We start from the raw sequence: 20,868 nt of genomic DNA on the forward strand, positions 1-20,868 counted from the left end.
GGCGTACTGAAACAGCTAGTCCAGCAGCAGCGCCGGTTCCTCGAGGATGGCAGCAACATCGGCCATGAACCGGGCCGAGAGGTCCCCGTCCACCACCCGGTGATCGAAGGAACCGCCCAGCGTCGTGATCCAGCGCGGGATCACTTCGCCGTCAAGCACCCAGGGTTTCTGCTTGATGGTTCCAAAGGCAACAATCGCGACTTCCCCGGGGTTGATGATCGGTGTCCCGGTGTCGATGCCCAGGGCTCCGATATTGGTGATCGTCAGCGTGCCGCCGCGCATGTCTGCCGGCGGCGTCTTTCCGGCGCGCGCCGTGGTTGCCAGGGCGTTGAGCGCCAGGGCCAGTTCCTTCAGGGACAGGTCCTGCGCATCCTTGATGTTCGGAACCATGAGGCCGCGCGGCGTGGCTGCGGCAATCCCGAGGTTCATGAAGTGCTTGACCAGGATCTCGTCGCCGGCCCAGGTCGCATTCACCGAGGGGTTGCGGGCCGCCGCCCAGATCACGGCCTTGGCCAGGATCAGCAGCGGAGAGACCTTGATGCCCTCGAAGTCGCGCGAGGCCTTGAGGCGTTTCACGAATTCCATCGTGCGGGAGGCATCCACGTCAACGAAGATGCTGACGTGCGGTGCGGTGAAAGCGCTGTCCACCATCGCCTTGGCGGTGGCCCGCCGGACGCCCTTGACCGGAATCCGCTCAATCCGTTCATCCTGGGGCTGCTGCGCACCGGCCCAGAAGGTGTCGGCGGAATCCTGCTCTGATTCGCGCTGCGCCTGATAGCTGATGAGGTCCTGCTTGGTCACCTCGCCGCTGGCACCCGTTGCCGGCACATCGGCGAGGTTGATGCCCAGATCCTTGGCCGCCTTGCGGACCGGCGGCTTGGCCAGTACCCGCTGGATCAGCCGGTTCAACCTGTCCTGCACGACGGCGCCGGCTGCCGCCACGCTCTGGGCGCGGGAATCCGCGGCGACCGGGGCGGAGGCCGGGGTCGCCGGGGCGTCAGTGGCGGGGGCGTCAGCAGCCGGGGCCTCAGTGGCAGCCGGTGCGGCAGGGGCAGCACGAACTGCGGCCGGTGCGGCCGCCGGAGCAGAAGGGGCAGGCCGGTTGACCCGCGGACGGCGCTTCACGGCGTCGGCCTTGGGCCCGGTGCCCGTGAGGGACGCACTGGGCTGTTCGTCGTCGGGAGCCGCCGCCGGAACGGGAGCCGGTGTCATGGGAGCACCGGGCTGCCCGCCGTCGTCCGCCGGAGAACCGGCGGTGACACTGATGATCGGTGACCCCACGTCGACTGTCTGGCCTTCCTGCACCAGCAGTTTTGAGACCGTGCCGGCGTAGGGCGAGGGAAGTTCCACCAGCGACTTTGCGGTTTCGATTTCGACGAGCACGTCATTGACGGCAACCGTGTCTCCGGCCCGCACCTTCCACTCGACGATGTCGGCCTCGGTCAAACCTTCTCCCACATCGGGAAGGTGGAACGTTCTCTCAGTCATGGCTTCTCAATCTTTGTATGCGGCGCGTGGGGTGCGGCAAGCTTCAGCGGCGGTCGCCCGCCGTCCGGGATGGGGCTAGTAAGCGAAGGAGCGGTCCAGCGCGTCCATCAGTTTGTCGATGTCCGGCAAATAGTGTTCTTCAACCTTCGCCACCGGGTACGGCATATGGAAACCGCCGACGCGGATGACCGGAGCCTCCAGCGACAGGAAGGCGCGCTCGGTCACCCGGGCGGCAATTTCGCCTCCGATCCCCCCGAAGGTGGGGGCTTCGTGGGTGACGATTAGGCGCCCCGTCTTCCGGACCGACTCGGTCACGGTGTCAAAGTCGATCGGGGAAATCGAGCGCAGGTCCACCACTTCAATGCTGCGGCCGTCATCCTCGGCGGCTTTTGCCGCAGCCAGGGCCACCGGCACCAGCGGGCCGTAGGCGACGATGGTGGCGTCGGTGCCCTCCCGCAGCACATGCGCAGAGAAGGGGTCCCCCGTGGGCTGTTCCGTATCCACGTCACCCTTGAGCCAATAGCGGCGCTTGGGTTCGAACACGATCACGGGATCCTTGCAGGTCATTGCCTGCTGGATCATCCAGTAGGCGTCCTGCGGATTGGACGGCGTCAGGATCCGCAGTCCGGCAGTGTGGGCAAACAGTGCTTCCGGAGATTCGGAGTGGTGCTCGATGGACCCGATGCCGCCGCCGTAGGGGATACGGATAACCACCGGAGAGCTGAGGGACCCTTCGCTGCGCGAGTGCATCTTGGCCAGCTGGGTGGTGATCTGGTTGAACCCGGGGAAGACAAACCCGTCGAACTGGATTTCGCAGACCGGCCGGTATCCCCGGAGCGCGAGGCCGATAGCGGTGCCGATGATGCCCGATTCAGCCAGCGGGGTGTCCATGACCCGGCTGGCCCCGAAATCTGCCTTCAGCCCTTCGGTGACGCGGTACACGCCGCCCAAGTCCCCGATGTCCTCTCCCATGAGGAGTGATTTGGGGTTGTTTTCGAGTCCGGCCCGCAGTCCGGCGTTGATGGCTTTGGCCATGGTCATGGTGCTCATGCGGTGGGCTCCTGGGAGTCGGCAAAACCGGCCTCGTACCGGCGGTGGAAATCCAGTTCCTCCTGGATCAGCGGATGTGCCTCTGCATACACGTCGGTGAAGGCATCCTCGAAGCCCGGGGCCTGCATGGCCAGCACGTCCTCGCGGAGCTTGTCGGCCATCACCTGCCCGTCCTTCGCCAGTTCTTCAAAGAACGCATCATCGGCAAGGCCGGCGGCGCGCAGGTACTTCTCCAGCCGGGTCAGGGGATCCCGTGAGACCCAGGCCTCCTCGTCGGCGGTGAGCCGGTACTTGGTGGGGTCATCCGCGGTGGTGTGGGCGCTCATCCGGTATGTGAAGGCTTCGATCAGCACCGGCCCCTTGCCGGAGCGGGCGTGTTCCAACGCCCAGCGGGTCACCGCATGGACCGCCACCACGTCATTGCCGTCCACCCGGATGCCGGGGAAGCCGTACCCCTTGGCACGGTTGGCGAGCGGAATCCGAGACTGTACTTCAGTGGGCACGGAGATGGCCCAGTGGTTGTTCTGGCAGAAGAACACCACCGGTGCGTCGTAGGACGCGGCAAACACCATGGCCTCGTGGACGTCCCCCTCCGAGCTGGCGCCGTCGCCGAAATAAGCAACGGTGGCGGCCTCCGGAAGCTGCGGATCCGCGGCCCTGTCACGGGCCATTCCCATCGCATACCCGACGGCGTGCGGCACCTGTGCGGCCAGGACCAGAGTGTAGAGGTGGAAGTTGGCCTCGGCGGGGTTCCACCCGCCGTGGGAAATGCCGCGGAAACGCCGCAGGAGGTGCGCCAGTTTCAGCCCGCGGGTCAGCGCGACGCCGTGCTCGCGGTAGGTCGGGAAGACGTAATCCTGAGGCTGCAGGGCGCGTCCGGATCCAATCTGGGCGCCTTCCTGGCCCGACATGGGAACCCACATCACCAGTTCGCCCTGCCGCTGCAGTGCCGTGGCTTCCTGGTCGAAGCGGCGGATCGTGAACATGTCCCGGTAGAGCCCGCGCAGTTCCTCGGCACCCAGTTCAGCGGCGTAGGCGCCGTAGGTGCTGTCTTCCACCAACTGTCCGTCGGGGGTCAGCAGCTGCACCATGCCGGTGCTTTCCGGGCGGGGGCCGGTACCGCCGTCAACGGTGCCGCCCCGGGCTGCGCCGTCGTCGCCGTCGTCGCCGGGCAGGCGTGTGGCATCAACGTCCGCCGTTCTGGCAGGCAAGTGCTTGAGGTCCATGCTTACTCCTCGCCGGGCAGCCGCCTGACCGACCCGCGCTAGATATATTCCCGCACGGGAATGGATCACCCCGGAAGAATATATGTGGAACTTACTTCCCTCAGCCTAACCAGCGGCCGGCCCCGGACCGCACTTAGGACACGCTAGGAAACGCCGGGTCCCTTTGTATAGGTCGCACATAGAGCGAGGAACCGCGTATTCGCTTCCTCCTCGCCGATGGTGACCCGCACACCCTCCGTGCCGAAGGCACGCACGGCAAGGGCCTGCTGCTCGGCCAGGACCGCAAACTCGGGGGTATTCTCCCCCAGAGCCAGCCAGACGAAGTTCCCCTGGGCCTCCGGTATCTGCCAGCCAAGCTCCCTGAGCCCCTCGACCACACGGGAGCGTTCCTGCACCAGTCCTTGTATTCTTTCCACAAGTTCACCGTGATGCCGCAGCGACACCACCGCAGCCGTTTCCGCAAGCTGCGAGACGGCAAACGGCACGGCGGCCACCCGCAGGTGCTGGGTGACGGCTGGATGCGAGACGGAGTATCCGACCCGCAGGCCGGCCAGGCCCGCGCCCTTCGAGAAGGTGCGCAGCACCACCACGTTGGGGTGACGGCGGTACATGTCGATGCCGTTCACGGCCTCCGGATCCCGGACAAAGTCCTCGTAAGCCTCGTCGATCACCACGATCACGTCCGATGGCACGCTCGCCAGGAAACTTTCGACCTGTGCGGCGGTGAGTGCGGGGCCGGTGGGGTTGTTGGGCGTGCACAGCAGGATAACGCGTGTGCGTTCCGTGACGGCGGCCGCCATGGCATCAAGATCATGCGTGCCGTCTTCGCGCAGCGGCACCTGAATGCTCTCGGCACCGGACAGTCCGACGCTGATCGGATAGGCCTCGAAGGACCGCCACGGGTAAACGACCTGGTCCTGAACGCCGCTTTCGTCCTGGCCGGCGAAGGTGGCCAGCAACTGGTTCAGCACCCCCAGGCTTCCGCCCCCGGTGACAATGTCCTCGGCCGGAACGTCCAGGAAGGAGGACAGCTCCGTGCGCAGCGCCGTGGACAGCGGATCGGGGTAGCGGTTGATTTCCTGCCCGCTGCTGATCGCTTCGAGGACCGCGGGCAGCGGGGGAAAGTGATTCTCGTTCGATGACAGCTTGTAGCTCTGCAGCCCCTCAATGACGGCAGGCGGTTTTCCGGCCGTATAGCGGGGAAGCCTGCCCACGACGCTGCGGGGCCGGATTTCCGGCGCTGGCAATCCGGCTGCGTTGGTGTCATTCTCGGTGGTCGTCATGTACTTAACCCTAAACCGCGCGGCGGCCGGCGTGCCGTGGAACACCGATAGCGGCCGTCATGTGACACGGCGGTCGGAGACGTGGTGCCGGCCGGGGCATGTGCCAGCATGGAGGCATGCGCTTTCTGATTCGGATCCTTATCAATGCCCTGGCTGTCTGGGTCGCGGGCCTGCTGCTGCCCGGCATTGCAGTCATCGAAACCGGCGGCGCCGTCACCGGCAACCCCACTGCCGACCTGGTGCTCGCCTACCTGTTCATCGGGCTGATCTTCGGCCTGGTCAACGCACTGATACGTCCAGTGGTGAAGCTGCTGTCGCTGCCGCTGACCATCCTGACTCTGGGCCTCTTTACGATCGTCATCAACGCGGGAATGCTCATGCTCACCTCCTGGCTGAGCAGCTACACGCCGGTGGAACTGGTGGTGGACTCCTTCTTCTGGACCGGCATCCTCGCTTCGATCATCATCTCCCTGGTGTCCCTGGTGGCCGGCTCACTGACCGGTACCCGGCGGTAACCACCGCCCCGGGGGCACAACGGGGGGAACCGGCATCGGCACAACAGGGTCCATCGGCATTGGCGCAACAGGGTTCACCAGTACCGGCGGCAGCTGCCCCGGGAGGGGCAGCGGCAGCACGGTGCCGGGCGAGATGGGGCCCGTTGGCGCCTTGGCCGGCGCCTTGGATTCCGGTTTCCGCGAGAAGCTAAAGAGGTTCCGGGTGGCAACCCTCCCCGAACCAATGACCTCGGTCAGATGCGCCAGCATTTCAGTCAGCGACGGGTCGCTGCTGGCATCCGCCTGCGCGGCCAAGTCCAAGTAGACATCGAGTTCATGGGCCGGCCCCAGCGGTCCGCCCCCAGCCTGAACCGGTGCCGTCCCGGTTACGGTGATCCGGTCAGGGGTGTCCGGGTTCGAGTCGCCGTCCCAGCCGGGCACCATGTCCATGCCATGTTCCAGGTGCAGTACTTTGACACCTGCCGGGACGTCCCGGTCCCCGGCCGGCGCTCCCGCAGTCAAAATCATCTCGACGTTGAAATCCCCGTCCTCCGCCAACCGCGCGCCGGTGTTGACTGCGTGGATCCCGCCCTGGCTGTAGCCCACCAAAATGACGGCGTCCTCAGCCGAAGTTCCGGCCTGGCGCAGGGCCTCGGCAACCGCGTCGGCCACGTAGCGGCTGTCCCGCGCCCGGGCTTCCGCATTGCCGTATGCGTCAAAGGGGTTCTCCCCCGCCTCCACACTTGGGTCTCCCTGCGTTCCGGGAAGAGTCACCACCCGGACGTCGCTTCCGTCCTTCCTGATGCTCAGGACCTCAACGACGTGCGAGGTGCTTTCCGTCTCCAGCAGGATGCGTGAACGCTGCAGCAACCCGTGGGCAGTCGTGGGAGCAGCAATCTTTCCGTGGGTGCCGGGAACTCGGCTGACCGTTAGAGACGACAGACCCGCTGACACAACGAGCCCGGACACGGTAATAACCCCGCCGAGAATGCTGCCGGGACTGGGAGCCAGCAGCTCGGGCACTGCCCCCCTCGGATACCCCCAGCCGCCGAGATGCCAAAGCGTGAATCCGAGCGCCGGGGCTACTCCCGGCAGGGCCTTCAGTCTTCGTTCCAACCGACCCTCAACCTCGAGGTAGTTCTCAACGGCCCTTCGTAGCGAGGCGGCCGCGTCCTCCAAGTCCTCAATGTTCCGCCGCAGGCTCAGCACAGCGTCATTGACTGCATCGGCCGCGCCGGCGGCGGCTGCAGGCAGTGCGGAGCCGCCGTTCAGCCCGTAAAGCTTGTAGCAGATAGCCACCCCGTGATCCCGTACCCCTTCAAGACGCTCGGCGATAAGCTCCAGTTGCCCGCCCGCCGCCTGAAGTTCTCGGTACTCCACCGTCAGGCCCCGGGAGCCGCCTTTGATGCGCAGGCCGGGGTCCCGGCTCCCTGACGCGCGGATCGCCACTGCGGCGCTCATGACCAGTCCCCCGTGTCCAGGAGCTGCAGTTCGGTCGCATACCGCTTGAGCACTTCGGCTGCGCCTTGGTAATCCCCCGCTGTCTGCTCCACGCGCCGAATGCACCCCGACAGGTATTCCGCGAACTCGTCGGCTGCCTCCGAGCGCCAGTTCATCTGCAGCAGCCCCCGGAGCTCCCGCTGCAGTGACTCGAGGTCCCCGAGAACTCCCTCAACGTAGCCGAGCCCGTCTGCGGCCTCCGCCGTCCCGGGCGGATCCTCCCCTACCGATCCCACGTGTCCCCCTCCTCATCAGCTTCCACCGTGCCTCTACGTTCCGTTCTTTCATCCACGGCGGCTTCCCGCCGGGCCTCCGGCCCGGTTGGGGATAAAAAGGCAGCATCGGCCCTGCGCCCCCCTGTGTGGAGGAGAAGTCACAGAGCGGGGCGGGCCGCCGGAGCGTGAAAGAATTGCCGCATGGCTGAATCCGCTGCTCCCCGCGTCCCCCTTGCCTCCGTCACTCCCGCCATTGCGCTGGGCCCGCTGGACGGCCGCTACCGCGGCGTCACGGCCCCGCTGGTGGACTACCTGTCCGAAGCCGCCTTGAACCGCGACCGCACCCACGTCGAGGTGGAATGGCTGATCCACCTCACCTCCAACTCCGTACTGCCGGGCACGTCGCCGCTCAGCGGCGGGCAGCAGGCACAGCTGCGCGAGATTGTCTCCGGCTTCGACGGCAATTCAGTGTCGGAGCTGGCTGAAATCGAGCAGGTAACCGTCCACGACGTCAAGGCCGTGGAGTATTACATTGGCCGCCGGCTGGCAGCGATCGGCATCGAAAACCTGACCTCGCTGGTGCACTTCGGCTGCACCTCCGAAGACGTCAACAACCTCTCCTACGCCCTCGGCGTCAAGGGCGCCGTGGAAAATGTGTGGCTGCCTGCCGCCCACGACCTGGTGGACCGGATCACCGTCATGGCCGAGGAAACCCGTGCCGTCCCGATGCTCTCCCGCACGCACGGCCAGCCGGCTACCCCCACCACGCTGGGCAAGGAACTGGCCGTCACCGCCCACCGGCTGTCCCGGCAGCTGCGCCGCATTGAAAAGACCGAATACCTGGGCAAGATCAACGGCGCGACCGGCACCTATGCGGCCCACTACGCATCGGTGCCCGGGGTGGACTGGCAGCAGGTTTCCCGCAGCTTCGTCGAGGGCCTCGGCCTGGACTGGAACCCGCTGACCACGCAGATTGAATCCCACGACTGGCAGGCCGAGCTGTACGCCGACATGGCCCGCTTCAACCGGATCCTGCACAACTTCTGCACCGACGTGTGGAGCTACATCTCCATCGGCTACTTCAAGCAGATACCGGTGGCCGGCGCCACGGGTTCCTCCACCATGCCGCACAAGGTCAACCCGATCCGCTTCGAAAACGCCGAAGCCAACCTCGAGATTTCCAACGGCCTGCTGGACACCCTCGCTTCCACGCTGGTGACCTCACGCTGGCAGCGTGACCTCACCGACTCATCCTCGCAGCGCAACATCGGCGTAGCCTTCGGCCACTCGGTGCTGGCGATTTCCAACGTGGCCAAGGGCCTCGAGCGCCTGGACGTGGCCGACGACGTGCTGGCAGCCGATCTGGACACCAACTGGGAGGTGCTCGGCGAAGCCATCCAGATGGTCATGCGCGCCGAGGCCATTGCCGGCGCCCCCGGCATGGAAAATCCGTACGAACGCTTGAAGGACCTGACCCGCGGGCAGCGCGTGGACGCCGAGCGGATGCGCGAGTTTGTCTCCGGGCTGGGCCTCCCCGCCGAGGCCGAAGCACGCCTGCTGGCCCTGACACCGGCCAGGTACACCGGGATCGCCGACGCCCTGGTGGATCACGTCACCAAATAGTCCGGTACAAAGGCAGCCCATAGGGTACGAGCCTTAACGTATGACGACGGCGGGAGGCCGGGCTGCGCAGGCCCGGCCTCCCGCCGTCGTTTCCGGCTATGTCCCGGGTCAGGCGCAGTCAGGCCCGCCGCCGGGCCACGAGGCTAAAGGTCAGCGGCAGCCGCTCAGCCCGGTCAGGCAGCGCCCAGCCGCCGGGGACCTTGATCATGAAGTGGAGCGCCTGCCACGGCAGCACGCGCTGTTCGTCGAAGGCAAGCAGCTCCAGTCCGGCGTCCAGCAGCGATTGGATGATCTCGCTCATCGAGTGCTGCCACTGGTAATTCTCCCGGTGTGCGGCTATCGCGCTGCCCGTGTAGGAGAGCTCATCCTCATACCGAACGGGTCCCGCCGCAAAATACGGCTCGTCAAGGACCAGGAGATTATCATTTCGCTCGGCCAGGGCACTGACCACCGGGTGGCCCTCTCGGATAAAGAACAGGCCGCCGGGCGCGAGCAGGTCGGCGATCGTCCTTGCCCAGGTGTCCAGCCGCGGGAGCCACGCGAGCACTCCGATGCTCGTGTAAACGACGTCATAGGGCCCCTCTGCGACACGCGCTGCTTCGTAGACGTTCGCTTCGATGAACCGGAGGTCCAACTTGGCCCGCCGCGCCAGACCGCGGGCCGTTTCAAGCGACTTCGGTGAGAGATCGACGCCGGTGGCATCCGCCCCCAGCCTCGCCCAGCTGATGGTGTCCGTGCCGATGTGGCATTGGAGGTGGATGAGCCGCAGGCCGCGCGCGGAACCTCCCGGGAGGAAGGGTGCGAGAGAAGCGGCGTCAGCCTCGACGACGTCGGAAATCCGGCCGGGGCTCTCGGCGAAGTCAACGGCACCGTATGACTGGGTGTGTCCGGGGGTGCGCGCATCCCAGTTCAACCGGTTCGCCTCGAAGTGGGCCTGGTTCGACATGCGACCGATTGTAGCCGCGAACTTGCCCTCGGCTGTGTGGTCCTAGTCCGCGGCGGCCAGCTGCCCGCAGGCGCCGTCGATTTCCTTGCCGCGGGTATCACGCAGCGTGGTGGGGATGCCGGCGTCAATGAGGTGGTTGATGAAGTCGCGGGTCACATGCGGTTCCGGCGACGTCCAGATGGAACCGGGCGTCGGATTCAGCGGAATCGGGTTCACATGCACCCAGCCGCGGCCGCGGGCGTTGAGCTTCTTCGCCAGCAGATCGGCGCGCCACGGGTGGTCGTTCATGTCCTTGATCAGGGCGTACTCGATGGAGACGCGGCGGCCGGTGACGCGGTAGTAGTTGTACGCGGCGTCGAGGGCCTCGTCCACCTTCCAGCGGCTGTTGACCGGGATCAGTTCGTCGCGCAGCTCATCGTCCGGGGCGTGCAGGCTGAGCGCGAAGGTCACCGGGATATTCTCCTCGGCGAGCTTGTTGATGGCCGGCACCAGGCCCACGGTGGAAACGGTGATGTTGCGCGCGCTCATGCCCAAGCCTTCGGGCACGTCGGCTGCCATCCGGTGCACGGCGTTCATGACGCGCTTGTAGTTGGCCAGCGGCTCACCCATGCCCATGAAGACGATGTTGGTGACGCGCTCGGCGTCGTGCCCGCCGTCGCGGCGCTTGCCGCCGAGGCCGCCCTCCTTGATGACCCGGTTGGCCTGGACAATCTGGTCCAGGATTTCGGCGGTGGACATGTTCCGGGTCAGGCCCGCCTGGCCGGTGGCGCAGAACGGGCAGTTCATGCCGCAGCCGCACTGGCTGGACACGCACAGGGTGATGCGGCCGGGGTAACGCATCAGCACTGACTCCACGAGTGAGCCGTCGAAGAGGCGCCACAGGAACTTGATGGTGTCGCCGTTGTCCGTGGTCAGGCGCTTGACCTCGGTGAGCAGCGTCGGGAACATTTCACGGACCAAATCATCGCGGCGCTCCTTGGGCAGGTCGCTCATCGTCTCGGGATCCGTGGTGTAGTGCTGGAAGTAGTGCACCGAAAGCTGCTTGGCGCGGAACGCCGGCAGGCCCAGCTCCTTGAGCTTCGCCTGGCGCTCCGGCAGGGTCAGGTCCGCCAGATGCACCGGCGGCTGGGACACCCGCGGGGATTTGAACTGCAGCAGCGGGCGGCCGTCCGGCTCCTTGGCCTGTTCCCAACCCTCCGGGGCAGGGCGGACCTGCGCCTTCCGCGCCTGCAGCTGCGCCTTGGAGGTGCCGACCGGCTTGGACGGGGTTGCGGAGGAAGTATCGAGGGAAGTCATCCCTTCTATTTTTGCACGCATCCGCTTCCTCTGCTTTCTGTTAGCAAACTGGCCACGGCAGTGAAACACGGTTGAAACCGCCGGCGCCTAGGTTAAGGGCAAAGCCCGCACCGGGTACCCGCACAGGAGGTCCCACATGCTTGCCGACCAGCCGCCAAACCTCACCATCCGGGAAGTCCCCTGGAGCAACCCGGTGGGAGCGGACCTGCGGGAAGCCCAGCAGTCTGAACTTGATGCCCGGTTCGGCAGCATCGATCACGACCCGTCGCCTCCCACCGCTGATGATGCCGCAGTATTTCTGGTCGCCTACGAAAAGAGTTCCGGACAGCCGCTCGGCTGCGGCGGACTGCGGCACCTTGATGACATCACGGCGGAAATCAAGCGCATCTACGTACTGCCCTACGCCCGCGGGTCCGGCGTGGCGACGGCTGTCCTCACCGCCCTTGAATACCGGGCCCGGGCAGCGGGGTACGACGTGGTTACTGCTGAAGCCGGGTCGGCGCAGCCGGACGGACGCCGGTTTTATGAACACGGAGGCTACACGGTCGTGCCGAACTTCGGCCCGTACGTCGGACGGGACGGCTCCGTTTGCTTCGCCAAGCGCATCAGCGCGGAGACCCGGACACCGCTCCGTCCGCCGCCGGGCGCTTCCGTCCGCCGGTATCAGTAGTCCGTGCGGTATCAGTAGTCGATCCGGTCTTCCTCCGCATTCCAGGCGTCGAACGGTGCCATGGCCTGGTTTCCATCAAGGCTTAGCTGTTCCACGGGAAGGATGCCGCGGCCGGCGGAGCCCTCGAAGTACTCGTAGAAGGCTGCGTCATCAAACCCGGCACCGGCTGCGTCATAGCGGTTGGCGGCGTACACCACGCGTGTCACGCGTGCCCAGAGCGACGCCGCGAGACACATCGGGCACGGTTCGCAGCTGGTGTAGAGAACCGCTCCGCTGAGGTCAAAAGTGCCCAGTGCCGCACAGGCGCCGCGGATGGCGCTGACCTCGGCATGAGCAGTGGGGTCGTTTGCTGCGGTCACCCGGTTAACGCCGTCAAACGCCCGGCCGTCCGCCGTGACGATGACCGCGCCGAAGGGGCCGCCGCCGTTCGCCACATTGGCTGAGGCGAGGGCGATGGCCCGGGTCAGGAACTCGGCATCGGTGGTGGACATCTGCATCTCCTTGAAACGTCGAATTCAGCGTCACGAGACTAGCACCGATCCTCTGCCGCCGAGACCGGGCGGCCTCTCTCAAGCGGCAGCTCGGAATCCATCAGGGGACGGAGCGGTTCAACCTCCACGAGGGCCCGGGCGGAGGTAGCAAAACCAGCAATTCAGCAACAGTGACTGCACGGCAGTGGTGATCTCTGACAGCATTGTTCTCATGCTGCTGCAGCGGGACTTCTTCCAGGGGTTCCTCCCCGAGGGCGACACTCCCCATTTTGGATCAGCCGGCAAGGAGGTGCTCAACGCCCTCAGCTGCGAAAGCCGCGAAGAGGTGGACACGTTCCTCGCCAACTGCACCAAAGGCGGCGGCGCCCTGTACCAACCGGCGACAGAACAGATGCCGGGCATGTACTCGGGTTCGGCAGCTGACCCCGACGGCCACATCTGGGAGTTCTTCTGGATGGATCCGTCCATCCCGGAGTAATCGGCAAGGAACGGGAGGCCGCACTTGTTTCCGGTAATTTATCCGCGCCTCCCGGTGGCGGATCTGGACCGGTCCACGGGGTTCTACCTTGAGCTGGGCTTCTCCCTCAATCAAAAGCTCAGCACCTCGGAGCGTTCGGCCATGAACGTCTCGGCCGCCATTGTGCTGATGCTGGTCCGGGAGCTCCCGGGATCCAACGCCCGTCTGGCGCTGGCCTTTCCCACCCGCGCGGATGTGGATGACATCCTGTCCGCGTGCGTCCCGGGCGGCGGTACTGTTACCTCGCGGGCCCGCAGGCGAAGCAACGGAATCTATTCCGGAACGGCTGCTGACCCGGACGGCCACCGCTGGGTGTTCCTGTGCATGGAGGACGGACCTTGAAAGCAGCGGGCCAGGGTCAGGGTCAGGGTCAGGGTCAGGCTTAGGGTACGCGCGGGATCCCGGGCGACGACGGCGGGAGCCCTCGGCGGACGGGCATTGTGCCGGCTGCGGCGCAGACGGAGAATCAGACGTACCGCCGCGCCGGCGGAACAAGGGGATGGAGACGCAAAAGGCATGGCACCAACAACCGAAACTCCGGCAGCAGCGCCGCATGCCGCGGACCGGCAGGATGCCATCCGGGTCCAGGGTGCCCGCGCGAACAACCTCAGGGACATCAGCGTGGAAATCCCCAAGCGCCGGCTCACGGCCTTCACCGGTGTCTCCGGCTCCGGCAAGAGCTCGCTGGTTTTCGGAACCATTGCAGCGGAGTCGCAGCGGCTGATCAACGAGACCTACAGTGCCTTTGTCCAGGGCTTCATGCCCAACCTCGCCCGCCCCGACGTGGACCGGCTGGAGGGACTGACCACGGCAATCATCGTCGATCAGGAACGGATGGGTGCCAACCCCCGCTCCACTGTGGGAACCGCCACCGATGCCAACGCCATGCTGCGCATCCTCTTCAGCCGGCTCGGGAAACCATCCATCGGCTCCCCCAACGCCTATTCCTTCAACGTGCCCTCCGTGAAGGCCAGCGGCGCCATCACGGTGGAGCGCGGCGGCAGGACCAAAGCCGAAAAGGCAACTTTCAACCGGCTCGGCGGCATGTGTCCGCGCTGCGAGGGCATGGGCTCCGTCACCGACTTCGACTTGTCCGCGCTGTACGACGACGGCAAAACGCTGCGCGAGGGCGCCCTGACGATCCCCGGCTACAGCATGGACGGCTGGTACGGACGGATCTACACCGGTACGGGTTTCCTGGATCCGGACAAGCCAATCGCGAAGTTCACCAAGCGGGAGCTGCACGATCTGCTCTACAAGGAACCCACCAAGATCAAGGTTGACGGCATCAACATCACCTATGAGGGCCTGATTCCCAAGATCCAGAAATCGATGCTGTCCAAGGATCCGGAGGCTATGCAGCCGCACATCCGCACCTTCGTGGACCGCGCCATCACCTTCACCACCTGCCCCGAGTGCGCGGGCACCAGGCTCAGCCCGGAGGCACGCTCCTCGAAGATCAACGGCAGAAGCATTGCCGATGCCTGTTCCCTGCAGATCACCGATCTGGCGGAATGGGTCCGCGGACTCAACGAACCCTCCGTGGCGCCGCTGCTGGCCGGACTTCAGCACCTGCTGGACTCGTTTGCCGCCATCGGGCTCGGCTATCTCAGCCTCGACCGGCCCTCCGGCACCCTTTCCGGCGGCGAGTCCCAGCGGACCAAGATGATCCGCCACCTCGGGTCTTCACTGACCGACGTCACCTACGTTTTTGATGAGCCCACCATCGGCCTGCACCCGCACGACATCGAGCGGATGAACGGACTGCTCCTGCAGCTGCGCGACAAGGGCAACACCGTTCTCGTCGTCGAGCACAAGCCCGAGACCATCGCCATTGCCGATCACGTCATCGATCTCGGGCCCGGCGCCGGTGATGCCGGCGGTGCCGTCTGCTTCGAGGGCACGGTTCAGGGCCTGCGGACCAGCGGCACCATCACCGGGACGCACCTCGATGACCGGGCGCAGCTCAAGGACATGGTGCGGACGCCCTCCGGCGCACTCGAGGTGCGCGGCGCATCCGCCAACAACCTGCGCGGCGTCGACGTCGACATTCCCCTGGGCGTTTTCTGCGTACTCACGGGGGTGGCCGGCTCCGGAAAGAGTTCCCTGATCCACGGTTCCGTGGCCCGACGGGACGGCGTGGTGGTCATCGACCAGAGCGGAATCAAGGGTTCCCGGCGCAGCAATCCGGCAACGTACACCGGGCTGCTGGAGCCGATCAGGAAGGCCTTCGCCAAAGCCAACGGCGTGAAACCGGCGCTTTTCAGTTCGAATTCCGAAGGCGCCTGCCCGGCCTGCAACGGAGCCGGGGTGATCTTCACTGACCTGGGCGTCATGGCCACCGTGGAATCGACGTGCGAGGAATGCGGAGGCAAGCGGTTCCAGGCGGCGGTGCTGGAGTACAAACTGGCGGGCAGGAATATTGCCGACGTGCTGGGCATGTCGGTGGCGGAGGCCGAGTCGTTTTTCGGCGGCGGGGACGGCAACGGCGACGGCGGCTCCTCCGTGCCGGCGGCGCAAAAGATCCTGGGGCGGCTGGCTGACGTCGGGCTCGGCTACCTGCATTTGGGCCAGCCGCTCACCACACTCTCCGGCGGCGAGCGGCAGCGTTTGAAGCTGGCCACGCAAATGGCGGAGAAAGGCGGCGTCTACGTCCTGGACGAGCCAACCACCGGCCTGCACCTGGCAGATGTGGCGCAGCTGCTTGGCCTGCTGGACCGGCTGGTGGACTCCGGCAAGTCCGTGATTGTCATTGAGCATCATCAGGCCGTAATGGCGCACGCGGACTGGATTATCGATCTGGGCCCGGGCGCCGGGCGCGACGGCGGCCGCATCGTCTTCGAGGGCACTCCCGCCGATCTGGCCGCCGGCCGCACCACGCTGACCGGGAAACACCTCGCGGCCTACGTGGGCCGCTGAGAAGCGTCTGGGCACCGGTTGGCTGCGGCTCCGCCCTACCCGGCCGGGGAGACGCAGATGGTGTCCATCGTCAGGGTGGTCGCGCCGTCGCCCTCTGCAGCCGTGAGGGTGACCTGGATGCCGCCGGTCTCCTGCAGCGACGCCGCGTGGGTGCCGCCGCAGGGAATGCTCACCGTGCCCTCCGGCAGGTCCACGCTCCACCGCCGGAGATCCGTCAGCCGGCCGCCGTCGCACTCGATACGGACTTCCGCCCCCGTTGCCGTCCAGTCGGCCATGAGCGCATTGATACCCGCCTCCACCGCCGGGAGGTCTTCCAGCAGCACCTCCGGCCGGAAACCCTTGCGGCGCAGCGACTTGCCGAGCCGGTAGACGTCAACGGAACCGTGCTCCGTAATCGTGGAGGTCTCGATCGCCAGCGCGTCGAAGTTCGGGTTGCCGGCCGCATCCGGCAGGACATCTTTTTTCCAGGCTCCGGCCAGCTGCCGGTTCAGTGCAAGGGAGGCGAGGTGGCACGCGGTGTGCCCGGCGGAAAGCGCGGCCCGGTACGCCGGATCCACTTCGATCCGCACCGGGTCCCCTTCCTGCACTGCCGCTCCGGCCGGCAGCACATGCGCAACCGCGAAAATCCATCCCTCCGTACCCTTCTTCACCGGGATATCGGCTCCCAGGAACAGAGACGTTCCGTCGGTGGCGGCCACGACGGCGTCCTGCACGTCGTACGCACTGCCCGCGGCTGTTTTCAGCACGGCGCGGTCGGCGCCCTGGTCCGGCCAGGCGGCATCCACGGGATGGACCGCCGTGGTGTCCAGCAGGACCGCCCGGGTACCGTCGGGCAGGTCCTGAACATGCAGGACCTCACCGGTGGATTCCACGGCTCCGGAGGGATAGGTAACTGTTGTATCTTCGGTAGGAAGGCTCACAAGCCCACCCTACCCACTGATTCCGACCCGGCATCGTGACGGCCGTCACTGGATTCTTCATCCGGGCCCACATGGGGGTACAGTTCTAAGTACGACGCGGGGTGGAGCAGTTCGGTAGCTCGCTGGGCTCATAACCCAGAGGTCGCAAGTTCAAATCTTGCCCCCGCAACTCAAATGAAATCCCGATCCGGGTCACCGGATCGGGATTTTTTGTGTTCGCGCATCGATCATCCCCGCGCTCGGCCGGCTCCGTGTAGCCTGTGGCCATGAGTCTCAAACGCCGCGCCCTCCTGCTTGCCGGCATACCGGTCCTTGTGATGACGGCCATCGGCAGTGCACTGTATGCCCAGGGCGATCCCGACGACGGCCGCAGCACCATAGCCGCGGGTGTGATCATCGGAGCCGTGGCCGGAGCGAGCACCATCTACCAGTTGGAGCGCTGGCCGCTGTGGCGGCAGTCCGCAGTCCACTTCGCCCTGATGGCCGTGACGGTGCTGCCGGCTCTGTTCCTCAGCGGCTGGTTTCCGGTGGGCGGGCCCGCAGACGCACTGAAGGTAGTCGGCATGTTCCTCACCGTCGGAGCGGTCCTGTGGAGCGCCCTGTTCCTGATCATCCGCCAGCTGGAGCGCCGGGCTGCGGCGAACACTGCCAAGGCCCCGACCTCGGCCTAGACCCTCTCCGCGTCCCGGAACCCCCGGCCCGGAACGGCCAGCCCGACGTCCCGGTTACGGTGCCGGCGGGAAACCGTCTCTGGGCCACCAGACCGGCAGCAGGTGGCGTAGCGAGCCCAAACGCGCTTCGACGTCGTCGTCAGCGCTCGCCACCCACTCCCCGAACCAGGAGGCGTAGCCGCCGCTGAGGAAGGCGGCTGTGGCGTCGAAGTCCAGGGGCACCGGCGGCACACCGTGAGCGTGCCAAACGTGCAGCGCCAACAGGATCCGCACCTTCAGCTGGTCGGCCAGGATCCCCAGGAAGGCCTCGGTGGCAAAAAGCGTCCGGTAGACACGTTCCTCGGCCTTGGTGTGCTGCAGGATCTGCCGGATGGACTCGACGTACAGGTCTCCGATCTCCGCGACGGTCCGGCCCGTTCCGCGCTGGTCCAGCTCCACAGTGCCCAGCCGGTCCACGACGCCGGCGTACACCGATGCGGCAAAGTCAAAGATGTTGCGGTAATGACCGTAGAAGGTGGTGCGGTGCACCTCAGCCTGCCTGCACAGTGCTGCCACGCTGATCTCCGCCAAGTCGTGCTCCCGCAGCAGTTCCCAGAGTCCGGCCTCCAGAGCTTCCCGGGTACGGGCCATCCGCGGCTCATCAGGGGGTGAGCGCCGCAGGGGCGTAGTTTTGTCCGTTCCAGGCATGGAACTCATCTTCTCAGATACACGGAAGGGCCCCGCCGAAGCGAAACCCTTCCGTGCTGCGGCGCCGGGGGACGCCGCAAACTTACAGATGTAGTTGGCCCTAGTGGTTGGCCAGGCCGGCTGTTTCGCCTCCGTCAACAATGAATTCGGCGCCGGTGGAGAAGCTGGAATCGTCACTGGCCAGGAAGAGGACGGTCCGGGAGACTTCCTGCGCCTCGCCCATGCGGTGCAGGGCGACGTGGTTCATGGGGTTTTCCATGCCTTCGGTCATCGGAGTCTTGATGACGCCGGGGTGGACCGAGTTGACGCGGATGCCGTACTTGCCCAGATCCAGGGCAACGGACTTGGTCAGCCCGCGGACGGCGTACTTGGTGGCGGTGTAGCCCGGCAGCTCCACAAATCCCTGCAGGCCGGCGGTGGAGGAAATGTTGATGATCGAACCGCCCTTGGATTCCTTCAGCGCCGGGATGGCGGCCTTGATGCCCAGGAACACGCCGTTGAGGTTGATGTTCACAATGCTGTTCCACTGCTCGAACGTGTAGTCCTCAATGTGCCCGAAGTTGGCGATGCCGGCATTGTTGACCAGCACGTCCAGCCCGCCGAACTCGGTGACTGCGGTCTGCACAGCGGCGTTCCAGTCCTCGGCCCTGGTGACGTCCAGGTGTACGTAGCGGGCGTTGTCGCCGAGCTCCTCGGCGGTCTTCCTGCCGTCTTCATCGAGGATGTCGCCGATGACGACCTTGGCACCTTCGGCCACCAGCAGCCGGGCATGCGAGGCGCCCATGCCCCGTGCGCCGCCGCCGATTAGTGCCACTTTGCCGCTTACGCGTTCCATACCGCTTCTCCTTCAGATAAGTGTGATCTTGACTTATTCAACACCTGTAGAAGAAGTATCGATGCCCCGAAAGCCATAAATGTGACGGGAGAGACAGTTGCTGGATTTCACGGCCCTCACCCGGGCGGGGCGGTCAGGCGGCACCGGGAAAGCCGTCACGCGGCCACCACGGCGGAAGAAGATGCGGCAGCGACGCCAGCTGCGCTTCGACGTCGTCATCCTCGCCGGCAGCCCACTGCTCGAACCAGGAAGCGTAGGCGCCGCCCAAAAAGGCCGCCACGGTATCCAGGTCAAGGCCGGGCACCAGCCCGTGCGCGTCCCACACGTCCAGAGCCAGGCGGAACCGGCACCTGAGCCCGTCCGCGAGCACTCCCGGAAAGGAGCCGGTGGAAAACAAGGCTCGGTAGACCCGCTGTTCGGACCGGATGTGCCGCAGAATGTGGCGGACAGCGTCGACGTAAAGGATGCCCACCTCTTCTCGGCTGAGCCCGTCACCGTCAAGATCGACGTCAACCGCACCCAGCTTGTCCACAGCCCCCGCGTAGAAGGAAGCTGCGAAATCGAAGATGCTGCGGTGGTGGCCGTAAAACGTAGTGCGGTGCACTCCCGCCCGGCGGCAGAGCGCAGCAACACTGATGTCCGACAACTCGTGGTCGCGCAGCAGTTCCCAAAGTCCGGATTCCAAGGCTTCCCGTGTGCGTACAGTCCGCGGTTCCCCGTCCGCGGGACGGTCCGTTCGGAACGGCGTTTCCGGTGCTGGCATGGGTTCCATCCTCTCAGATACACGGAAGGGCCCCGCCGAAGCGGAGCCCTTCCATGCCGCGGCGCTGGGGGACGCCGCGGGGATGGTGTTCTTGGTTATTCAACACCTGTAGAAGAGACTCTAGCGGAGAATACCCTTCGGAGCACAAACCGCTGCCGGGGCGTGTCGCCGTGAGCTGCGGTCAGCCTGCTTCAGCGGGCCTCGCCCGGTGCCGCGGAGGCAGCGGAATGATGGGCGAAGTCCGCTGCTGATACTGCAGATAGCCCGGATGCCGGGCCCGGGAAATACTCTCGGTAAAAACCGTGGATCCGGCAAAGAGCAGGGTCAGCAGCACGGCACCCAGGACGGTCCAGTGGAACCAGTTCCCGGTGGCGGCAACGGCAAAGCCGTAAAACAGCCACCACTGCGCCTGCTCAAAGAAGAAATTGGGATGGCGGGAAAAGCGGAAGAGCCCGGTCTGCAGGAAATCGGGGCGAGGAGTGCGGCCCGCCCTGCACTCGGCGGCCTTCCACTGGTGAAAGTCCCATTGCTGCTGGTCGGCAACGCTCTCGCCCGCCAGAGCGGCGGCAAACAGGACGGCCAGGATCCAGTCCCCCGTGTTCAGCGGGCCGGGATTCCGGTAGACCGTGAGGGCCGGAAGCGTCATCAGGAAGATGATGACGTTCTGATAGACGCTGATGAACAGGAGATTGAAGAGGGCAAACTGCCACGGTTTCAGCCGTTTTTTCAGGATCCCCCACCGGTAATCCTCGCCGCCGGGCGCATAACCGCCCTTTCGCGCAAAGTTAAAGGTCAGCCGGGCTCCCCAAAGCGTCACCAGCACGGCCATCAGCACCGGGCGCCCCTCAAAACCCGCCGCTGCCGCGAAAACCCACACATAGGCCACGGGCGCCACCGACCAGATGCGGTCGGTCCAGGAGTACTCGCGGGTGACGAGGGACAGCACCCACGTTCCGGCGGTGACGGCGGCGAAAATCCACAGGCAGACCATGACCGGGTTCATGTTTGGAGAATACGCGCGCGGGACACGGCGGGGAACGCTGCAGGACCCGTGGACCCGTGAACCGCCGCAACCTCGAACCTGCCCTGCGGGCGCGCCTGCTAGCCTAGCCGGACCGGCAGTTGGGGGCTGCAGGCGCATCTGGCCCCGCCGCCGCTTCAATGCAGCGAAAGGGATCAGCATGCAGTCAGGACGCCGTCGACCTCGTCAGGACCCGTTGAGCCGGCGACCCCTGCGGCCCCTGCGGCCCGGAACAAAGCGGTCCGGCACAAAG

21 protein-coding genes and 1 tRNA gene are annotated in these 20,868 nt (G+C 65.8%); 8 read left to right on the forward strand and 14 right to left on the reverse strand.

What is annotated here, in order from left to right; all coding sequences use genetic code 11:
• Positions 1-15: 15 nt before the first annotated feature.
• From WKB88_RS10000 to WKB88_RS10015, 4 genes are all read right to left on the reverse strand, one after another.
• On the reverse strand, positions 16-1,488 hold the full coding sequence (locus WKB88_RS10000) for a dihydrolipoamide acetyltransferase family protein (RefSeq protein WP_341394419.1): 1,473 nt from the start codon (positions 1,486-1,488) through the stop codon (positions 16-18).
• Between the two features lie 75 nt (positions 1,489-1,563).
• Positions 1,564-2,538, reverse strand: coding sequence for an alpha-ketoacid dehydrogenase subunit beta (locus WKB88_RS10005; RefSeq protein ID WP_341394420.1), 975 nt, complete (start codon positions 2,536-2,538; stop codon positions 1,564-1,566).
• Positions 2,535-3,764 (reverse strand): pyruvate dehydrogenase (acetyl-transferring) E1 component subunit alpha, encoded by a 1,230-nt coding sequence (gene pdhA / locus WKB88_RS10010; RefSeq protein WP_341394421.1) that lies wholly within the window; start codon positions 3,762-3,764, stop codon positions 2,535-2,537. The genes WKB88_RS10005 and pdhA overlap by 4 nt, the downstream gene beginning before the upstream one ends.
• Positions 3,765-3,907: 143 nt before the next feature.
• Positions 3,908-5,047, reverse strand: a complete 1,140-nt coding sequence (locus tag WKB88_RS10015; protein ID WP_341394422.1) for a histidinol-phosphate transaminase — start codon at positions 5,045-5,047, stop codon at positions 3,908-3,910.
• Between the two features lie 116 nt (positions 5,048-5,163).
• Between WKB88_RS10015 and WKB88_RS10020 the strand changes: the two genes are divergently transcribed.
• The gene (locus WKB88_RS10020; RefSeq protein ID WP_341394423.1) at positions 5,164-5,562 is read left to right on the forward strand and encodes a phage holin family protein; all 399 of its coding nucleotides are present in this window, start codon (positions 5,164-5,166) and stop codon (positions 5,560-5,562) included.
• Here WKB88_RS10020 and WKB88_RS10025 read toward each other — a convergent pair.
• Positions 5,539-7,002, reverse strand: coding sequence for a hypothetical protein (locus WKB88_RS10025; protein WP_341394424.1), 1,464 nt, complete (start codon positions 7,000-7,002; stop codon positions 5,539-5,541). The two genes, WKB88_RS10020 and WKB88_RS10025, sit on opposite strands and share 24 nt — an antisense overlap.
• Positions 6,999-7,277: a hypothetical protein gene (locus tag WKB88_RS10030; RefSeq protein WP_341394425.1), complete on the reverse strand. Its 279-nt coding sequence runs from the start codon at positions 7,275-7,277 to the stop codon at positions 6,999-7,001. Before WKB88_RS10030 ends, WKB88_RS10025 begins: the two co-directional genes overlap by 4 nt.
• Before the next feature lie 180 nt (positions 7,278-7,457).
• Here WKB88_RS10030 and purB point away from each other — a divergent pair, with 180 nt between their 5' ends.
• Positions 7,458-8,879 carry an adenylosuccinate lyase gene (gene purB, locus WKB88_RS10035; RefSeq protein WP_341394426.1) on the forward strand — a complete coding sequence of 474 codons (1,422 nt, stop codon included), beginning with the start codon at positions 7,458-7,460 and terminating at the stop codon, positions 8,877-8,879.
• 118 nt (positions 8,880-8,997) lie between these two features.
• On the opposite strand, the gene WKB88_RS10040 is transcribed toward purB, so the two are convergent.
• Complete coding sequence (locus WKB88_RS10040) at positions 8,998-9,825, reverse strand: class I SAM-dependent methyltransferase (RefSeq protein WP_341394427.1); 828 nt, start codon at positions 9,823-9,825, stop codon at positions 8,998-9,000.
• A 42-nt stretch (positions 9,826-9,867) separates the two neighbouring features.
• The gene (rlmN, locus tag WKB88_RS10045) at positions 9,868-11,121 is read right to left on the reverse strand and encodes a 23S rRNA (adenine(2503)-C(2))-methyltransferase RlmN (protein ID WP_341394428.1); all 1,254 of its coding nucleotides are present in this window, start codon (positions 11,119-11,121) and stop codon (positions 9,868-9,870) included.
• A gap of 136 nt (positions 11,122-11,257) precedes the next feature.
• Between rlmN and WKB88_RS10050 the strand changes: the two genes are divergently transcribed.
• Positions 11,258-11,791, forward strand: a complete 534-nt coding sequence (locus tag WKB88_RS10050) for a GNAT family N-acetyltransferase (RefSeq protein ID WP_341394429.1) — start codon at positions 11,258-11,260, stop codon at positions 11,789-11,791.
• A gap of 11 nt (positions 11,792-11,802) precedes the next feature.
• Here the strand turns inward: WKB88_RS10050 and WKB88_RS10055 are convergent, their stop codons facing one another.
• A complete protein-coding gene (locus tag WKB88_RS10055) occupies positions 11,803-12,288 on the reverse strand; it encodes a nucleoside deaminase (protein WP_445818897.1) in 486 nt (161 codons plus the stop codon).
• 178 nt (positions 12,289-12,466) lie between these two features.
• On the opposite strand from WKB88_RS10055, the gene WKB88_RS10060 reads away from it, so the two are divergent.
• From WKB88_RS10060 to WKB88_RS10070, 3 genes are all read left to right on the forward strand, one after another.
• Positions 12,467-12,760, forward strand: coding sequence for a VOC family protein (locus WKB88_RS10060; protein WP_341394431.1), 294 nt, complete (start codon positions 12,467-12,469; stop codon positions 12,758-12,760).
• Positions 12,761-12,784: 24 nt separating this feature from the next.
• A complete protein-coding gene (locus WKB88_RS10065; protein WP_341394432.1) occupies positions 12,785-13,141 on the forward strand; it encodes a VOC family protein in 357 nt (118 codons plus the stop codon).
• A 174-nt stretch (positions 13,142-13,315) separates the two neighbouring features.
• A complete protein-coding gene (locus WKB88_RS10070) occupies positions 13,316-15,718 on the forward strand; it encodes an excinuclease ABC subunit UvrA (protein ID WP_341394433.1) in 2,403 nt (800 codons plus the stop codon).
• 35 nt (positions 15,719-15,753) lie between these two features.
• Here WKB88_RS10070 and WKB88_RS10075 read toward each other — a convergent pair whose 3' ends face one another.
• Positions 15,754-16,638, reverse strand: a complete 885-nt coding sequence (locus WKB88_RS10075) for a metal-dependent hydrolase (protein ID WP_341394434.1) — start codon at positions 16,636-16,638, stop codon at positions 15,754-15,756.
• A 95-nt stretch (positions 16,639-16,733) separates the two neighbouring features.
• On the opposite strand from WKB88_RS10075, the gene WKB88_RS10080 reads away from it, so the two are divergent.
• Both WKB88_RS10080 and WKB88_RS10085 read left to right on the forward strand, forming a co-directional pair.
• Positions 16,734-16,807: transfer RNA gene (locus WKB88_RS10080), tRNA-Met, on the forward strand.
• Positions 16,808-16,904: 97 nt separating this feature from the next.
• Positions 16,905-17,309: a DUF3021 domain-containing protein gene (locus tag WKB88_RS10085; protein ID WP_341394435.1), complete on the forward strand. Its 405-nt coding sequence runs from the start codon at positions 16,905-16,907 to the stop codon at positions 17,307-17,309.
• Positions 17,310-17,363: 54 nt separating this feature from the next.
• Here the strand turns inward: WKB88_RS10085 and WKB88_RS10090 are convergent, their stop codons facing one another.
• From WKB88_RS10090 to WKB88_RS10105, 4 genes are all read right to left on the reverse strand, one after another.
• On the reverse strand, positions 17,364-17,996 hold the full coding sequence (locus WKB88_RS10090) for a TetR/AcrR family transcriptional regulator (RefSeq protein ID WP_341394436.1): 633 nt from the start codon (positions 17,994-17,996) through the stop codon (positions 17,364-17,366).
• Positions 17,997-18,096: 100 nt separating this feature from the next.
• Positions 18,097-18,831 (reverse strand): glucose 1-dehydrogenase, encoded by a 735-nt coding sequence (locus tag WKB88_RS10095; RefSeq protein ID WP_341394437.1) that lies wholly within the window; start codon positions 18,829-18,831, stop codon positions 18,097-18,099.
• A 133-nt stretch (positions 18,832-18,964) separates the two neighbouring features.
• Positions 18,965-19,516: a TetR/AcrR family transcriptional regulator gene (locus WKB88_RS10100; RefSeq protein WP_341394438.1), complete on the reverse strand. Its 552-nt coding sequence runs from the start codon at positions 19,514-19,516 to the stop codon at positions 18,965-18,967.
• A 259-nt stretch (positions 19,517-19,775) separates the two neighbouring features.
• Complete coding sequence (locus tag WKB88_RS10105; RefSeq protein ID WP_341394439.1) at positions 19,776-20,597, reverse strand: DUF1295 domain-containing protein; 822 nt, start codon at positions 20,595-20,597, stop codon at positions 19,776-19,778.
• Between the last annotated feature and the right edge of the window lie 271 nt (positions 20,598-20,868).

Source organism: Arthrobacter sp. G119Y2, from assembly GCF_038069765.1.
GTDB lineage: Bacteria > Actinomycetota > Actinomycetes > Actinomycetales > Micrococcaceae > Arthrobacter_B.

Excerpts from the sequence above, each read along its gene's own strand:
- WKB88_RS10000 (WP_341394419.1), bottom strand. The coding sequence starts at position 1,488 with ATGACTGAGAGAACGTTCCACCTTCCCGATGTGGGAGAAGGTTTGACC.
- WKB88_RS10005 (WP_341394420.1), bottom strand. The coding sequence starts at position 2,538 with ATGAGCACCATGACCATGGCCAAAGCCATCAACGCCGGACTGCGGGCC.
- pdhA (WP_341394421.1), bottom strand. The coding sequence starts at position 3,764 with ATGGACCTCAAGCACTTGCCTGCCAGAACGGCGGACGTTGATGCCACA.
- WKB88_RS10015 (WP_341394422.1), bottom strand. The coding sequence starts at position 5,047 with ATGACGACCACCGAGAATGACACCAACGCAGCCGGATTGCCAGCGCCG.
- WKB88_RS10020 (WP_341394423.1), top strand. The coding sequence starts at position 5,164 with ATGCGCTTTCTGATTCGGATCCTTATCAATGCCCTGGCTGTCTGGGTC.
- WKB88_RS10025 (WP_341394424.1), bottom strand. The coding sequence starts at position 7,002 with ATGAGCGCCGCAGTGGCGATCCGCGCGTCAGGGAGCCGGGACCCCGGC.
- purB (WP_341394426.1), top strand. The coding sequence starts at position 7,458 with ATGGCTGAATCCGCTGCTCCCCGCGTCCCCCTTGCCTCCGTCACTCCC.
- WKB88_RS10040 (WP_341394427.1), bottom strand. The coding sequence starts at position 9,825 with ATGTCGAACCAGGCCCACTTCGAGGCGAACCGGTTGAACTGGGATGCG.
- rlmN (WP_341394428.1), bottom strand. The coding sequence starts at position 11,121 with ATGACTTCCCTCGATACTTCCTCCGCAACCCCGTCCAAGCCGGTCGGC.
- WKB88_RS10050 (WP_341394429.1), top strand. The coding sequence starts at position 11,258 with ATGCTTGCCGACCAGCCGCCAAACCTCACCATCCGGGAAGTCCCCTGG.
- WKB88_RS10055 (WP_445818897.1), bottom strand. The coding sequence starts at position 12,288 with ATGCAGATGTCCACCACCGATGCCGAGTTCCTGACCCGGGCCATCGCC.
- WKB88_RS10070 (WP_341394433.1), top strand. The coding sequence starts at position 13,316 with ATGGCACCAACAACCGAAACTCCGGCAGCAGCGCCGCATGCCGCGGAC.
- WKB88_RS10085 (WP_341394435.1), top strand. The coding sequence starts at position 16,905 with ATGAGTCTCAAACGCCGCGCCCTCCTGCTTGCCGGCATACCGGTCCTT.
- WKB88_RS10090 (WP_341394436.1), bottom strand. The coding sequence starts at position 17,996 with ATGCCTGGAACGGACAAAACTACGCCCCTGCGGCGCTCACCCCCTGAT.
- WKB88_RS10095 (WP_341394437.1), bottom strand. The coding sequence starts at position 18,831 with ATGGAACGCGTAAGCGGCAAAGTGGCACTAATCGGCGGCGGCGCACGG.
- WKB88_RS10105 (WP_341394439.1), bottom strand. The coding sequence starts at position 20,597 with ATGAACCCGGTCATGGTCTGCCTGTGGATTTTCGCCGCCGTCACCGCC.